Genomic DNA, 14612 nt, shown 5'->3' on the forward strand with positions numbered 1-14612 from the left:
TGCTGCCGGGGTACCCGGACATCCACCCGGACCGCTGGGACAACGTCAACTACCTGCTCAATCACAAGCTGCCGGGTGCGACAGCAGACGATATACAGGTGGCGATCTGGTGGCTGCTGACGCCGGAGGACCCGGAGCTGCCGCTTGACCACCCGCTCATCGGCAATGCCAAGACGATGCACGATGAGGCCCTATTGTACGGAGAGGGCTGGCATCCTATCCCCGGCGCGGGTCAGGTGATAGGGGTCTTCCTCGACATCCAGGGCATGTTCTTAGGGGGGGACCAGCCAACACAACTGGGATTCGACATACAGCCTATCTTCATCGAAGTCGACCCGTGATGGGCTAGCCGGCAGCACGGCTGACCGCATTTACCAGGCGGGCGGCGGAGGAAACGCTCTGCCGCCCGCCGCGCTTTCCGCTCGACAGCGGCGCTGACGCGCCGTCTCCTTCTACCGCATTCCGGCTGGAGAGAGGCGGCATGCCAGGCCGCGCATTGGAAATGTCGCACCTCGTAAGAGCCGACCTCTGTTGTGCTTGACATACAGACCGCCCTGTGTATCATCTCTCCGGGTAGGTGCGCGTAGCTCGGACGGCAGGCCGGATTTGAGCCGTCAGCCGCGCAATGGGTTCGGCGAGGACGTAATCGCCTACAGTTCTCCTGGATTCCGCACAATACCGCAAAGGCAGCGAAGTACCGAGCCTCTTCGGTCAAGTAATGTGTGAGGTCCCAGAGGCCGCGCAGGCTTACGCGTGGGGCGTCACCGAGACAGGAGACGAGATGAGAAGAACGAGATTGCTGGCGGTACTGGCAATCGCCGTGGTAGCCGGGTTGATGGTCACCGGCTGCGAGAGGCAGGGCGACCTTACCCAGAGGGTGGGAGTCGCATCGACCTGGATCCCCAATCTGCAGCCCGCGACCTTCACGATCTGGGCCGGGCAGAACCAGAATGCCGGGAACGTGACCGTGTGGTTCGACCAGACCAAGCTCTACATCAAATACCAGACGACCGGGAACTGGTGGATCAGCGAAACCCATGCACACGCGGCCACATCGCTTGGCGGCATCCCGCAGAAGAACGGGAATCCGAGTCCGGGCAAGTTCGAATTCAAGAACACCTTCAACCCGAAGGTGCAGACCTGGACGTACGCGATTCCGGTCAAGCCCGGGTGGGTGGAGGGAACCGAACTCTACATTGCTACCCACTGCGTTGTCAGCCAGCTTGTTGGCGGCAAATACGTGAACGAGCAGACCGGCTGGGCCGGGCCACACGACTTCCCGGGCAGGAACTGGGCCAAGTACATAAAGTACCGAAGGTACATCAAAGACGTGCGGCTGCCGGACTACGTTGTGCGTGCGAGAGTCGACGAAGGTTCACTCCCCTACTTCCCTCCTTCCACCTTCACCGTGAGTCTCACGGGAATCACCGAGACCTTCTACGACGTGTGGAACTACCCCGACACCTCCTATCCCGGCTGGTGCGCTGAACACGACAAGGGTATACTGGTTTTCAACGGATTCAACGAATACCTGACCAAACTGCATTCGACGGAGAACTGGATGCTGCCGGGGTACCCGGACATCCACCCGGACCGCTGGGACAACGTCAACTACCTGCTCAATCACAAGCTGCCGGGTGCGACAGCAGACGATATACAGGTGGCGATCTGGTGGCTGCTGACGCCGGAAGACCCAAAACTGCCGCTTGACCACCCGCTCATCGGCAATGCCAAGACGATGCACGATGAGGCCTTGTTGTACGGAGAGGGCTGGCATCCTATCCCCGGCGCGGGTCAGGTGATAGGGGTCTTCCTCGACATCCAGAGCATGTTCTTCATGGGCAAACCAATGCCACTGAGATTCGACATACAGCCCGTCATCATCGAAGTCGACCCGTGATGGGCTAGCCGGCAGCACGGCTGACCGCATTTACCAGGCGGGCGGCGTAGAAGACACTCCGCCGCCTGCCGTTCTCTGTACCCGGCCCGAACGCCGGCTCGACGGCGATGCTACCGTCACAAGGCTCAACTGCACCCGGCCCGCAGTTGGTCCAGGCCGCTGTCGTTGCCGCGACGCGCACGCACTGGTATAATCGCTACCGGCGCATCGAGATGTCGATACGGCGAGCAAAGGCAGATGTACAAAGTCTACGGCCAGCGGAATCCGGCGACTGAGTCGCAGCCGCCCTCGTCGCAGTCCGGGAGCGGCGGTTCGGACTCGAACCCCACGTCCTCGCCTCGCCTCGGCCAGTCTGCGAACTACAATCCAGAACCGGCAACGCGCAACGCCCCTCGCCCCGCCGCCGCGGAATTCCTGCTGAGTTGTCTGACCGCGAACCGTGAGCCGCCAGCCGTTAGCCGTCTACCGTCTGCCGACTGGTCCGAGGTCGCCGCTCTGGCTGCTGACCTCTACCTCACTCCGCTTCTGTACAAGCGCCTGAAGGAGAGCGGCTTGCACGCCCATGCTCCGGCCGACGTGTGGGAACGGCTGCGACGAGCCCACTTCGCCAGCGCCGTCAGGAATGCCTCTCTCTGGGGGAATCTCCGGAAGGTGCTCAGGCCTCTGCGCAGTTCGGGCATCAGGGTGATTGTGCTGAAGGGGGCTCATCTCGCGGCGGCGATCTACAGCGAGGACGCAGACCGGCCGATGACCGACGTCGACATCCTGGTCTCGCGGGCGGATCTATCAAGGGCGCAGGCGATATTGCGCGACGCGGGAGTCGGCCAACAGCCGTCCGAAATGACCGAGTCGCGCCACAGGCAGAGATTGCACGTTGCTCAGTTCACCCTGCGTGAACTTCGTCTTGAGATCCACTGGGCCATCACCCTGCCGGTCGGACCGGTGAGAGTAGACATGACCGGGATCTGGGAAAGAGCGTGCCCGGCCGTGGTGGCAGGAGAAGAGGTGCTGGCTTTGTCGCCCGAGGACCTGCTGCTGCATCTGTGCCTGCACGTCTGCTATCAGCACTTTCTCGAAGAGGGACTGCGCTCCTTCTGCGACATTGCTGAGACCGTTCGTCACTTCCGAGACGATTTGGATTGGGCGCAAGTCGCAATCCGTGCCCGTGGATGGGGTGCTGCCAGGCACGTGGGATTGGCGCTTCATCTGGCCCGGGTCATGCTGCGCGCGGACGTGCCGGATTGCGTGCTCGAGCAGTTGGTGCCGGGCGGCATTGACCCGCGCATTCTTGGAGCGGCGAGAGAATCCGTTCTTGCCCGGACCGGCTTCAGCCAATCGATTCCCCCGTTCGACCTGCACGGTGCGAAGTCCCTCGGGGACAAAGTCACGGTGCTCCGGCATCTGGTCTTCCTTACCCGTGAGGAGATGGCTGCTCGCTACCCCGCGTCCCGAGGCTCACGCTATCTCTTCCGCTATTACTTGCTGCGGCTGAGGGATTTGATCCGCAAGTACTTGTCCCACACCATCAGCCACGGTCGCGACCCGAACGCCGCGCTGGTGAACTGGCTGTCGGGAAAGAACTAGGAACGTATGCCGCTGGGTCCACGCCGCAAACAGCCGGACCGGGCAGAGAACCGAGACCCTAGACCGCAAGGCAGAATGGCGGACCTGGTCCTGCCGGCAGAGCTTCGGCCACAAGCACCGGCCCAGCGTTCGAATTGCTTGACTCTCCTCGTGCGTGTCCTAATATCCCCAGCGTGGTGACCACACGGACGGCAATCTCGCTGGAGGCCAGGTACGACCAGCCGGCCGACGAAGGACGAGAGGACCAAGGACGTTCCTTGAACTTAACCTTAGCCTCCACCTCAGCCTAGTTTCATGAAAGTCGCAATCCTCTGTGGCGGTCTGGGCACGCGACTGACCGAGGAGACGGCGGTCAAACCCAAGCCGATGGTCGAAATCGGGGGACAGCCCATCCTCTGGCACATCATGAAGATCTTCTCGGCGCGCGGCTGCAACGAATTCGTGCTCGCCCTGGGCTACAAGGGCGAGGTCATCAAAGACTACTTCATCAACTACCACTACCGCGTTCATGACCTGACGGTGCGTCTGCCCCACGGCAGCACGGAAGTCCACGGCAAGGAGTGCGAGAACTGGACCGTCCACCTGCTCGACACCGGTCCGGCCACCAACACCGGCGGGCGCGTGAGACAAGCAGGGCTATTCATCGGCGGCGAGACGTTCCTCCTCACCTATGGGGACGGCGTCGCCGACATCAACATTCAGCAACTGCTTGAGTTCCATCGCCGCCACGGCAAGCTGGTGACGGTCACCGCCGTGCGGCCTCCGGCCCGGTTCGGCGGCATCGTGTTTGCAGGCGACCTGGTCTCGCGCTTTGCCGAAAAGCCCCAGGTCGGTGAAGGGTGGATAAACGGCGGCTTCTTTGTCATTGAACCCGGCGCATTGGAGTACATCAAGGACGACGCGACCTTGTGGGAAGGCGAGCCGATGGAACGCCTGGCCGCCGACGGCCAGCTCGCCGCCTACCGCCACGAGGGATTCTGGCATTGCATGGACACGCTCCGCGACGTCCGTGACCTCGAAAACCTGTGGCAGTCAGGCAAGGCGGCGTGGAAGGTGTGGGGATGAAGAAGAAGAGAGAGGGGCAGGGAATCAAGGAACACAGGACTCCTGTCCGCACGCTCGACCCCTCGAATCCTCGAATCCCTGAATCCAGCCCCAGCTTCTGGCGGGACCGGTCGGTTTTTGTCACCGGCCATACCGGCTTCAAGGGATCTTGGCTTGCGCTCTGGCTCACCGAACTCGGGGCGCGCGTGACCGGCTACTCGCTGGCCCCACCCACCCGGCCCAGCAACTTCGAAGCCACACGTTTAGGAGACAGACTGGCAGGCCACTACGAGGCCGATGTCCGGGATGGGAAACGACTGGCCGCGGCACTGGCTGCCTGCCGTCCGGACGTCGTCTTTCACCTTGCGGCTCAGGCGCTGGTGCGGGCAGGCTACGACACTCCGCGCGAGACCTTCGAGGTCAACGTCATCGGCACTGCCAGTCTGCTGGACGCGGTCCGGGAGCTGAAGCGACCCTGCGCAGTTGTCGTGGTTACCAGTGACAAGTGCTACGAGAACCGGGAACAGGTATGGGGCTACCGTGAAAGCGACCCGCTGGGCGGCTATGACCCCTACAGCGCCAGCAAGGGCGCGGCCGAACTGCTGGTTGCGGCCTACCGCCGTTCGTTCCTCAATCCCGAGCGACTGGCCCAGCATGGCGTGAGGCTCGGCTCGGCCCGGGCCGGCAACGTCATCGGCGGCGGGGACTGGGGCAGGAACCGGATTGTGACCGACGCGGTCTTGAGTTTGAGCAGCCGGCAACCGGTGCCCGTACGCAGCCCCGGGTCAGTGCGTCCCTGGCAGCACGTGCTTGAACCGCTGAGTGGCTACATGACGCTGGCTTCCACCATGCTGTCGAGTGACGACCCGAAGTGGTGCGCGGCATGGAACTTCGGCCCCAGGCCGGATGACGAGGCCACGGTTCAAGAGGTGGTCGAGCAGTTCTGTGCCGCCTGGGGAGGCGGCCGCTGGCAGGACAGGAGCGATCCGCAACAGCCTCACGAAGCCGGCGTCCTGCGCCTGAGCATCGACAAGGCGGTCTGCGAGTTGGGATGGTGCCCGCGCTGGAATCTGGAGCAAGCAGTCAAGCGCGCGGCAACCTGGTACAAGAGCTACTACCGCAATCCGAACGGATCCATGTACGACGCCTGCCGGAAAGAGATCGCCGACTACGAGGCGGCGCGACCTGAGCAAGCCGCAAGCCCCAAGCCGCATGCCGCATGCCCGGAATCCGGAGCTTGAAGCATGAGGCTTGAAGCTTGATGCCTCCTCCAGCCGAGCTCCGGCAGCAGATACTGGCGCTGGTTCGTGAATACTATCAGGCGCAGTTCGCTGGCCGCCGGTTCGACCCGGCCAGGGACCTGGTCCACTATGCCGGTCGGGTCTTTGACGACGAGGAACTGCGCAACCTTGTCGATGCCAGCCTCGACTTCTACCTGACTGCCAACCGCTACGCGGAACGGTTTGAGGCGGAGTTCGCCGCGTACCTCGGTCTGTCCGAGGCGCTGCTGGTCAACTCCGGTTCCTCTGCCAACCTTGTGGCGCTGACCGCGCTCACATCGCCGAAACTCGGCGAGCGCCGGCTCAAGGCCGGGGATGAGGTCATCACGGTAGCGGCCGGGTTTCCGACCACCGTCGCCCCAATTGTCCAGAATCGGCTGGTCCCGGTCTTTGTCGACGTCAACCTCGGTGACTACACGGCGAAGCCGCAGGCCCTACGCGAGGCGGTCGGACCCCGGACGCGCGCGATAGTGATGGCTCACACCCTCGGCGTGCCGTTCGACCTCGATACGGTGATGAGTATCGTGAAAGAACACGACCTCTGGCTGGTGGAGGACAACTGCGATGCCCTCGGTTCGAAGTACCGAGGGAAGCTGACCGGTACGTTCGGCCAGGTCGCGAGCTTCTCCTTCTACCCAGCCCATCACATTACGATGGGCGAGGGCGGATGCGTGACGACCGACAGCGAGGACCTGGCCCGGATTGCCCGCTCGGTTCGCGACTGGGGCCGTGACTGCTACTGTGCCGGCGGCGAAAACAACACCTGCGGCAAACGGTTCAGCCAGCAATGGGCCGCGGCGACGCCTGTCGGACAGTACGGCGCCCTGCCTGCCGGCTACGACCATAAGTACGTGTACAGCCACGTCGGCTACAACCTCAAACTAACCGATATGCAGGCGGCAATCGGCTGTGCCCAGCTGGGTAAGCTCGACCATTTCATCTCCCGGCGCAAAGAGAACTTCAACCACCTGACCCGGATGCTCGCGCCATACGAGGACCGGTTGCTGCTGCCGAAGGCGACGCCCAATTCCGACCCATCCTGGTTCTGCTACGTCCTCAGTGTGCGCGAGAACGCGGGCTTCACCCGCAACGACCTGACTCGCTACCTCGAAGCCAACCGCATCGAGACCCGCAATCTCTTCAGCGGCAACCTGCTTCGCCACCCGGCATTTGCCGGCATCGAGCATCGGGTGGTCGGCGACCTCACGAACACCGACATCATCACCAACAACACTTTCTTCATCGGCCTCTACCCCGGTATCGGCGAAACCGAGCTGCAAATGATCGCCGAGGCATTCCAGCGTTTCATGGCCGGGGAGCGCGCCTGATATGTCGGTCCCGCGGAAGCTCCGCTGCCGAGTCGACCACATCACGGACCATGGCGATAAGGTCTATTCGGTTGAACTGGAACCGGAGACAAAGCCGCCCGCGTTCCGGCCGGGCCAATTCCTTCATCTCGCCCTCGACGAGTATGACCCGAGCCGGTTCTGGCCGGAGTCGCGAGTATTCTCCATTGCCAGCTCGCCTTCGACGCTGCCGCTTCGTATCTCCTACTCGGTGCGTGGGCGATACACCGCCCGCATGGAGCAGGAGCTGACCGTCGGCCGTCAGGTCTGGATCAAGCTCCCCTATGGTGAGTTCGTTGTGAGTCCGACCCAGCCATCGGTGCTGCTCGCCGGCGGCACCGGGATCACGGCCTTCACCGCCTTTATCGCGGGGATGAAGCCGGACCACTTGCAGCCGGTCTTTGTCGCCTATGGCGCGCGCACGCCGGAGTTGCTCATCTACCGGAACCTGGTCGAACAGCAGGCCGCCGCCGTACCGAGTTTCCGCTACGCCTTCTTCTCGGACTCCGTTGCCCTCGTTCAGCCATCATCCCTCATCCCTCGTCCGGGTCCCGTCTCGGTCGCCACTATCTGGCCGCTGCTCGCGACGCCGGCCGGGTCTTCGTTCTTCGTCTCCGGCCCGCCTGCGATGCTCAAGTCAGTTGCCGCCGACCTGCAGGACCGCGGCATCCTGCCCACCGCAATCCACACCGACGCATGGGAATGAGCGCGCTGCCACCGCTCCCCGCCCGCGACCTCGACCACGTGCTCGACAAGACGGCGGGGCTCTGGCCGGAGTTGCGCGGCAAGCGGCTTTTCGTTACCGGTGGCACCGGCTTCTTCGGTCGCTGGTTGCTCGAGAGCTTCACTGCGGCGAGCGACCGGTTCGACCTCGGCGCCAGTGCAGTTGTCCTATCGCGTGATCCTTCTGCCTTTGCAGCAAAGATGCCCCACGTCGCCGGGCACAAGTCAGTTGGCCTGACCGCAGGCGACATGAGCTCCTGTGAGACGGAGGGTGAGCAGTTCAACTACGTCATCCACGCCGCAGTGGAGCCGCTGCCCGTCACGGCAGGAGACCCGTATGAGCTGTTTGAGAGGAACGTTGTCGGTACGAAGCACATCCTCGAGCTGGCCGGCCGCTGCGGCGCGCGGTCTCTGTTCATCAGCTCCGGTGCGGTCTACGGAAGGCAGCCCCCGGAGCTGACGCACGTGCCCGAGGAGTATCCGGGCGCACCGGACACGCTCGACCCGCTGACCACCTACGGTCAGGCTAAACGTGCTTCGGAGTTCCTGTGTGCCGCGTTCGGCCGAAAGCACGGGCTCGAAGTCATCATCGCCCGCTGTTTCGCGTTCGTCGGCCCGCATCTGCCTCTCGACGCTCACTACGCCATCGGCAACTTCATCCGCGACGCACTACGGGGCGGCCCAATTCAGGTTGCTGGTGACGGGACGCCGAGGCGTTCCTACCTCTATGCCGCAGACCTGGCAGTCTGGCTCTGGACGATTCTGTTCCGAGGCGGGTCGGGTCGCGCCTACAATGTCGGGTCGGACGCCGACCTTTCCATCCGGGAGCTTGCCGACGAGGTCCGAGGGGTAGTGACGCCCCTGGCGCAGGTGACGGTCGCCAGGCAACCCGAGACCGGCAAGCCGGCAGAACGCTACGTCCCTGACATCGCGCGCGCGCGAAACGAGATCGGTCTCGACGTCTGGATATCGCTGCCCGACGCCATCGCGCGAACGGCCAACTGGTACCGCGGATGATCAAGCTATCAGATTTCGTGGCGCGACACCTTGCCGACCGCGGCGTGCGGCACGTCTTCATGCTTACAGGCGGCGGCGCGATGCACCTCAATGACTCGTTCGGTCAGGAGAAGCGGATACAATACATCTGCTGTCACCACGAGCAGGCCTGCGCGATAGCCGCTGAGGGCTACGCCAGGACGCTTGGTCGGATTGCTGTCGTCAATGTTACCACCGGCCCGGGCGGCACCAATGCCATCACCGGCGTACTGGGGCAGTGGCTCGATTCAATTCCAGCGCTGTACGTGTCGGGCCAGGTTCGCTACGAGATGACGGCCGCGAGCACGGGCCTGCCCTTGCGGCAGCTCGGTGACCAGGAAGCCGACATAATCGCGCTTGTCCGCCCCATCACCAAGTATGCAGTGATGGTCACGGACCCGAAGATGATTCGTTACCACCTTGACCGGGCTATCCGCCACGCCACCAGCGGCCGTCCCGGTCCGGTCTGGCTTGACATCCCGCTCGATGTCCAGGCCTCGATGGTAGACGAGGTGTCCTGTGCCGGCTACGACCCCACCAGCGACAACGTGCAGGCGGAGGAGACGGACCTTCGCCGTCAGGTTGGGATTGTCCTCGAGCGCATGAGGACGGCTGAGCGGCCGTTGATAATGGCCGGCGCCGGCATCCGCCTCGCCGGAGCGGCCGAATTGTTCCGCCGGGTGGTGGAAGCACTGGGAGTACCTGTATTGACCGCATGGGACGCAATCGACATCCTTCCGTCCGACCACCCGCTCTTTGCCGGCCGTCCCGGCACTGTCGGCCAGCGGGGCGCCAACTTCGTCCTGCAGAACGCCGACATGCTGCTCTGCATCGGCTGCCGCATGAACGTGCGACAGATAGGCTACAACCAGGCCAGCGTGGCGCGAGCCGCTTTCAAGGTTTCGGTCGATATCGACCCGGCGGAGTTGGCGAAGTGGACTTTCAAGCCCGACCTTCCGGTCCGTGCGGACGCGCGGAGCTTCCTGGGGCTGCTCGACCGTGCCATCCAGACGGCGCAGCCCGAGCGCAGGCAATCCTGGCTCGACTGGTGCGTGGAGCGCAGCCGCCGCTACCCGCCGGTAACCGAGACCATGAGGGAAGAGCACGGCGCCGTCAATCCATATGCCTTCTGCGACGCTTTGGCGGGCGCGTTGGCGAGCGACGATGTTGTGGTGAGTGCAAATGGCGCGGCCTGCGTCGTGCCGATCCAATCAATGCGCATCAGGGACGGCCAGCGGCACATCGTCAATTCCGGGTGCGCAGCGATGGGCTACGGCCTGCCGGCGGCGGTCGGCGCATGTTTCGCGAACGAAGGGCGACGGGTCATCTGCCTGGAAGGCGACGGCAGCATCCAACTGAACATACAGGAACTGGCGACGGTCGCCCACCACCGGCTGCCGCTCAAGATTTTCGTCTTCAACAACGGAGGCTACCTGTCCATCAGGACCACCCAGCGGGCTTTCTTCGAGGGACGGCTGGTGGGCGAAGGTCCGCACAGCGGCGTGGGCATTCCCGACATGACGAGGATCGCCGAGGCCTACGGTATCACGAGCGCGGTCATCCGCAATCACCAGGAGCTGCCGGGTTGGATCCGTGCCACACTGGAGCACCCCGGGCCCGTACTGTGCAACGTGATGATGGTTCCGAACCAGGAATTCGTGCCCCGGGTTACGTCTCGACGACTCGCCAACGGACGAATGGTCTCTTCGCCGCTGGAAGACATGTACCCGTTTCTGGACCGGGGCGAGCTTCTGTCAAACATGATCATCCCCCTTTGGGAACCGGAGGAGTAGGAGGTAACGTGAATCTATTGGAAAGACGGATGAGTGACGCGCTGAAGGATCTCAAGGAGAACCACTTCGTCAACGGGATCAAGGCGGAATTCGAGGCCGAAGGCACTCGGCTGGAAGAGGCCTTGCGGCTCAAGGAAGTCGTGATGAGCGCCGGCCTCGGGCTGACGATAAAGATCGGAGGCTGCGAGGCGCTGCGCGACATGTATGAGTGCCGCGTCATCGGAGTCGAGCGTCTGGTTGCGCCGATGGTCGAGACGGCCTACGCTCTCAGCAAGTTCCTCGCCGCGGTCAAGCTGGCGTTCCCGCCCGAAGAGCGGGGGGTGATATCATTTGCGGTGAACGTCGAGACCATCAGCGCCTGTCGGGCATTCGACGAGATGCTGGCCCTGCCCGCGAGCGAAATCCTCGGCGGCGTTGTGATGGGAAGGGTCGACCTGACCGGTTCGATGGGACTCACCCGAGAGGACATCAATAGCCCGCAGGTATTCGACATCACTCGCGACCTTTTCGTCAAAGCCAAGAAGAGCAAACTGGAGACTGCAGTCGGCGGCGGCGTGTCGGCTCATTCCCTCCCCTTCTTCCGAGAACTGCCCGCCGGGACGATTGACCGGTACGAGACACGCAAAGTTATCTTCGGCTGCCCCGGTGCTTTGTCGCAGGACGCCGACAAGGGCATACTCAAGGCGGTGGGGTTTGAGCTGATGTGGCTGAAGAACAAGCGCGACTACTACAAGATGATTTCGCAGGAAGACGACCAGCGAATCGTGATGCTGGAGTCCCGGTACAAGAAGATGATCGAAGCCGCCGGCGGCAGGTATGAATAGACGCCGGCTTTGCTGACGGGGCAATGATCAAAGCGGTCGCTCTCGATCTCGACGGTGTGGTCTACTCCGGGGAAACTGCGCTGCCCGGCGCGGTCGAGGCGATCGAGCGCCTTCGGCGACTCGGATTGCAGGTCTGGTTTGTCACCAACAACTCCGCCCGCCCCCGAGTTTCCATCGCCGCCAAGCTGAGACGGTTCGGGGTGGCAGCGAGTGAATCGGAGGTCATGACCTCCGGGTACGCCGCAGGCCTGTTATTGCGCCGTCTCAGCCCGGGCAAGTCGGCGCGCGTTGTGGTAGTTGGTTCGGATGAGTTGCGAGCGATGATAGAGGCCCAGGGCTTTGAAGCCGCTTCGGAAGGGCCCGCCCAGTTCCTGGTTGTTGGGATGGATCTCTCCTTCAACTACGACCGGATTCGAGCGGCGATGGAAGCAATCCTTGGTGGAGCGGTCTTCGTCGCCTGCAACCGCGATGCGACCTATCCGGTTGAAGGCGGGCGTCTCCTGCCCGGGTGCGGACCGATGGTGGCAGCGATAGAGTGCGCCTCAGGACGCGCGGCGGACCACGTCGTCGGCAAGCCGAGCCCGGCGTTGCTGGAGCTGGTTGCGGCGGCGGGCGGACTGTCGCCCGGGGAGATACTGGTAGTGGGCGACACGCCGGAGAGCGACATAGCGGCCGCCCGCCACTTCGGTTCTCCATCGGTGCTCGTCGGCGACCCGGCCGCCACTGCCGCCAACGTCGACTCCGACGGCTCGCAGCGCCCCGATTTCGCGGTCGGGTCGCTTGCCGGGGTCCCCGGGATTCTGGCGCGATCGCCGAACGGGAGGTCAACATGAAGCTCATCTCCATTGTCACCGCCTGCTTCAACGAAGAGGAGAATGTCCGCGAGGTATGCGAGCAGGTGCGCGAGGTCATGGCCGGCCTCCCCGGCTATGACTACGAACACATCTTCATCGACAATGCCTCCAAGGACCGGACGGTTGCCATCCTCAGGGAGTTGGCGAATGAAGACAGGCGGGTGAAGGTGATCGTCAATGCCCGCAACTTCGGGCACATCCGTTCGCCCTGCCACGCCATACTGCAGGCGCGGGGCGACGCGGTCATAAGCATCGTCGCCGACCTGCAGGACCCGCCGGGAATGATTGCGGACTTTGTCCGTAAGTGGGAAGAGGGCTACAGAGTCGTGATGGGTATCAAGGAGGGAAGCCAGGAGTCCGTGCTGATGTTCGCTCTGCGCCGGCTCTACTACCGGACGCTGCGTCGGCTCTCCGACGTTGAACTGGTCGAGCACTTCACCGGCTTCGGGCTCTACGACCGGCAGGTAATTGACATCCTCCGGAGTCTGGGCGACCCGTATCCCTACTTCCGCGGCCTGATTGCGGACATCGGCTTCGAGATTGCCAAGGTCGCGTATGTCCAGCCCGGTCGCAAGCGGGGAATCACCAAGAACAACTTCTACACGCTCTACGACATGGCCATGCTCGGCCTCACTACCTACAGCAAGGTGCCGCTGCGGCTGGCGACGATGTTGGGTTTCGCCTCCGCCGCGCTCAGTCTGCTCGTGGCGCTCTTCTACCTCGGGTACAAGTTGGTGTTCTGGAAGAGCTTTGAGCTCGGGCTGGCGCCGCTCGTGGTCGGCATCTTTTTCTTCTCGTCGGTCCAGCTCTTCTTCCTCGGCATCGTCGGCGAGTACGTCGGCTCCATCCACACCTACGTCCGCCACATGCCGCTGGTCGTCGAGAAGGAGCGCATCAACTTCGACTAACAGGGGCAGTATTCAAGGGGTCAACGAATCAGGGAATCGAGTGAGCCGGAGTCCGGGCCTGTAGCTTCGTCGACCGCCGACCCGCAACTGACCGCGCATGACCGCCGTCCAGGCCGACGCTGGGTACTGCTGGGTTCGCTCGTACTGGCTGCGCTCCTGCTCTATCTTGCCGTCCGCGGAGTAAGCTGGCGGGAGTTCATCGCCACCATCAGACACGCAAAGCTCGGTTTCCTGGCAGTCTCGTTCGGCACGGCACACGTCTCCATGGTGCTCAGGAGCCTCCGCTGGCGCGTGCTTCTCTCGGCGGAGAAAAAGGTGGCGCCGCTTACCGTCTTCTGGGCCACGATGGCCGGCTACCTGGGCAACAACTTCCTGCCCGCGCGGGCCGGCGAACTGATTCGCTCCGCCGCGCTCGGCCACAAGGCCGGCCTGAGCAAGAGCTGGGTGTTCGCCACCGCCCTGACGGAACGGCTGCTCGATGTCGTCGCCCTGGTCTTGTTCAGCCTTGCTGCCGTGTTGTTGCTTCCGTCCTCGGTCCTCGGTCTTCCGTCTTCTGCGTGGCTGGTCAGGGCATGGAAGCTCATGGGCACGGTAGGCGTTGCGGGAATCATCATCATCCTTGCCGCCCCGCGTTTCGAGGGTCCTTTCCGGAGGCTGCTCGAGCGACTGCCCGGCCCGGCTCGTCTCCGCGAACGCCTGCTCGGGATGCTCGCCCAGTTCCTCTCCGGCATGCGGGCAATCGCAAATCCGTCGCGCGGTTCCGCGTTCGCCGGTCTCACCATCCTTATCTGGCTGACCGATGCAATCGGCGCGACGATCAGCTCGCGGGCCTTCGGGCTCGACCTGACACTGCCGATGGCACTGATGCTGCTCGCCGGCCTCGGTCTCTCCAGCGCCATCCCCTCCACTCCGGGATACGTCGGCGTCTATCAGTTCGTCGCGGTGGCCGTGCTCGTACCTTTGGGTTGTCCCCGCAGCGGGGTGCTGGCCTACATCATTACTTCACAGGTTGTCGGTTACACGATTGTCACCTTCTGGGGCCTGCTCGGCCTCTGGCGCCTGCAGGTTTCGCCTGCCGGACTGCGCCGGCCTGACGAAGTCTCCGGTTCATAGTTTCCGATTCTTCGCTTCTGGGTCCTGACCACTCATCTCGAAACCGACATAGGGAACTCACCACAAGAGCATGAACATATAGGAGGGTAAGGATGATTCCTCGGGAGGATGTCCCTGTCTTAGTTGAAAATCAGTAGCGGTTCCCCTGCCCGGATGGTAGCATCTGGGTTGTTTGAATGTTATGAAAGGAGAACCGCTGTGAGAAAGT

12 protein-coding genes are annotated in these 14612 nt (G+C 63.2%); all 12 read left to right on the forward strand.

The features are described from left to right. Nucleotides 1–781: 781 nt before the first annotated feature. The 12 genes from FJY68_10895 (at nucleotide 782) to FJY68_10950 (ending at nucleotide 14404) form a co-directional block, all read left to right on the forward strand. Entirely contained in the window at nucleotides 782–1900 is a 1119-nt protein-coding gene (locus FJY68_10895) for a hypothetical protein (protein ID MBM3332333.1), read from the forward strand. Nucleotides 1901–2137: 237 nt separating this feature from the next. Further along, entirely contained in the window at nucleotides 2138–3484 is a 1347-nt protein-coding gene (locus FJY68_10900) for a nucleotidyltransferase family protein (protein MBM3332334.1), read from the forward strand. 294 nt (nucleotides 3485–3778) lie between these two features. Beyond that, nucleotides 3779–4549 carry a glucose-1-phosphate cytidylyltransferase gene (gene rfbF / locus FJY68_10905; GenBank protein ID MBM3332335.1) on the forward strand — a complete coding sequence of 257 codons (771 nt, stop codon included), beginning with the start codon at nucleotides 3779–3781 and terminating at the stop codon, nucleotides 4547–4549. Continuing rightward, nucleotides 4546–5769, forward strand: coding sequence for a CDP-glucose 4,6-dehydratase (rfbG, locus tag FJY68_10910; protein ID MBM3332336.1), 1224 nt, complete (start codon nucleotides 4546–4548; stop codon nucleotides 5767–5769). The genes rfbF and rfbG overlap by 4 nt, the downstream gene beginning before the upstream one ends. A gap of 20 nt (nucleotides 5770–5789) precedes the next feature. Next, nucleotides 5790–7136 (forward strand): lipopolysaccharide biosynthesis protein RfbH, encoded by a 1347-nt coding sequence (rfbH, locus tag FJY68_10915; GenBank protein MBM3332337.1) that lies wholly within the window; start codon nucleotides 5790–5792, stop codon nucleotides 7134–7136. A gap of 1 nt (nucleotide 7137) precedes the next feature. Then, a complete protein-coding gene (locus FJY68_10920) occupies nucleotides 7138–7860 on the forward strand; it encodes an FAD-dependent oxidoreductase (protein MBM3332338.1) in 723 nt (240 codons plus the stop codon). Then, the gene (locus FJY68_10925) at nucleotides 7857–8894 is read left to right on the forward strand and encodes an NAD-dependent epimerase/dehydratase family protein (protein ID MBM3332339.1); all 1038 of its coding nucleotides are present in this window, start codon (nucleotides 7857–7859) and stop codon (nucleotides 8892–8894) included. Before FJY68_10920 ends, FJY68_10925 begins: the two co-directional genes overlap by 4 nt. After that, nucleotides 8891–10705, forward strand: a complete 1815-nt coding sequence (locus tag FJY68_10930) for a thiamine pyrophosphate-binding protein (protein MBM3332340.1) — start codon at nucleotides 8891–8893, stop codon at nucleotides 10703–10705. Before FJY68_10925 ends, FJY68_10930 begins: the two co-directional genes overlap by 4 nt. Before the next feature lie 8 nt (nucleotides 10706–10713). Next, nucleotides 10714–11529 carry a citrate lyase beta subunit gene (locus FJY68_10935; GenBank protein MBM3332341.1) on the forward strand — a complete coding sequence of 272 codons (816 nt, stop codon included), beginning with the start codon at nucleotides 10714–10716 and terminating at the stop codon, nucleotides 11527–11529. A 23-nt stretch (nucleotides 11530–11552) separates the two neighbouring features. Further along, nucleotides 11553–12362: an HAD-IIA family hydrolase gene (locus FJY68_10940; GenBank protein MBM3332342.1), complete on the forward strand. Its 810-nt coding sequence runs from the start codon at nucleotides 11553–11555 to the stop codon at nucleotides 12360–12362. Next, nucleotides 12359–13291 (forward strand): glycosyltransferase family 2 protein, encoded by a 933-nt coding sequence (locus FJY68_10945; GenBank protein ID MBM3332343.1) that lies wholly within the window; start codon nucleotides 12359–12361, stop codon nucleotides 13289–13291. Before FJY68_10940 ends, FJY68_10945 begins: the two co-directional genes overlap by 4 nt. Nucleotides 13292–13318: 27 nt before the next feature. Then, nucleotides 13319–14404, forward strand: a complete 1086-nt coding sequence (locus tag FJY68_10950; protein ID MBM3332344.1) for a flippase-like domain-containing protein — start codon at nucleotides 13319–13321, stop codon at nucleotides 14402–14404. Nucleotides 14405–14612: the final 208 nt, after the last annotated feature.

It is taken from the genome of candidate division WOR-3 bacterium, from assembly GCA_016867815.1.
Taxonomy (GTDB): domain Bacteria; phylum Hydrothermota; class Tepidihabitantia; order Tepidihabitantales; family Tepidihabitantaceae; genus UBA2258.

Bases quoted from the DNA above. Each gene is read 5' to 3' on its own strand.
- FJY68_10920 (MBM3332338.1), top strand. From the start codon at position 7,138: ATGTCGGTCCCGCGGAAGCTCCGCTGCCGAGTCGACCACATCACGGAC.
- FJY68_10940 (MBM3332342.1), top strand. From the start codon at position 11,553: ATGATCAAAGCGGTCGCTCTCGATCTCGACGGTGTGGTCTACTCCGGG.
- FJY68_10925 (MBM3332339.1), top strand. From the start codon at position 7,857: ATGAGCGCGCTGCCACCGCTCCCCGCCCGCGACCTCGACCACGTGCTC.
- FJY68_10895 (MBM3332333.1), top strand. From the start codon at position 782: ATGAGAAGAACGAGATTGCTGGCGGTACTGGCAATCGCCGTGGTAGCC.
- rfbF (MBM3332335.1), top strand. From the start codon at position 3,779: ATGAAAGTCGCAATCCTCTGTGGCGGTCTGGGCACGCGACTGACCGAG.
- rfbG (MBM3332336.1), top strand. From the start codon at position 4,546: ATGAAGAAGAAGAGAGAGGGGCAGGGAATCAAGGAACACAGGACTCCT.
- FJY68_10945 (MBM3332343.1), top strand. From the start codon at position 12,359: ATGAAGCTCATCTCCATTGTCACCGCCTGCTTCAACGAAGAGGAGAAT.
- FJY68_10930 (MBM3332340.1), top strand. From the start codon at position 8,891: ATGATCAAGCTATCAGATTTCGTGGCGCGACACCTTGCCGACCGCGGC.
- FJY68_10900 (MBM3332334.1), top strand. From the start codon at position 2,138: ATGTACAAAGTCTACGGCCAGCGGAATCCGGCGACTGAGTCGCAGCCG.
- rfbH (MBM3332337.1), top strand. From the start codon at position 5,790: ATGCCTCCTCCAGCCGAGCTCCGGCAGCAGATACTGGCGCTGGTTCGT.